Origin of the sequence: Glycomyces buryatensis (assembly GCF_004912275.1) — a bacterium.
Taxonomy (GTDB): Bacteria; Actinomycetota; Actinomycetes; order Mycobacteriales; family Micromonosporaceae; genus Glycomyces; species Glycomyces buryatensis.
Window position 1 is genome coordinate 1 of record NZ_STGY01000023.1, and the last position, 590, is coordinate 590.

The 590-nt window shown below is 64.4% G+C and carries 1 protein-coding gene; it reads right to left on the reverse strand.

The features are described 5' to 3' along the window. Positions 1-11 precede the first annotated feature (11 nt). Positions 12-590 (reverse strand): thiamine pyrophosphate-dependent enzyme (locus FAB82_RS06060; RefSeq protein WP_246039466.1); only part of this gene is annotated, 579 nt, incomplete at its 5' end.

The window sequence follows — 590 nt, forward strand, 5'->3', positions numbered from 1 at the left end:
TGCTGATCCCCCTAGAGGTAGTGGCGCTGTTCGCGCTGGTGATCGGAGTAGGTCTGGTAGGCCTGACGGGTCGAATCCAGTTCAGACGCCTGGCTGACGGGCACGTCCCACCAGGCGCTGCCGGGAGGGTTCGGTCCTTCGAGGTCGGTGTCGATGTGGACGACGGTGGTGCGGGTATTGGCCTTGGCCTTGACCATCGCTTCGCGGAACTCGGCTACCCCACTCGCGCGTATGACCTCGGCGCCGAGACTGGCGGCGTTCGCCGCCAGATCCACCGGCAGCACCTCGCCGTCGAGCAGCCCGGATTCGTCGTCGCGGTACCGGTACTTGGTGCCGAAATGCTGGGAACCCAGGGACTCCGAAAGCGACCCGATCGAGGCGAAGCCGTGGTTTTGGACGATCACGATGATCACCTTGAGGCCCTCGGAGATCATGGTCGTGATCTCGGAGGAGAGCATCAGGTACGAGCCGTCGCCGACCAGGACCACGACCTCGCGGTCGGGCGCGGCCATTTTGGTGCCGACTCCGGCGGCGATCTCAAAGCCCATACACGAGTAGGCGTATTCGACGTTGTAGGCCTTCGGATCGCG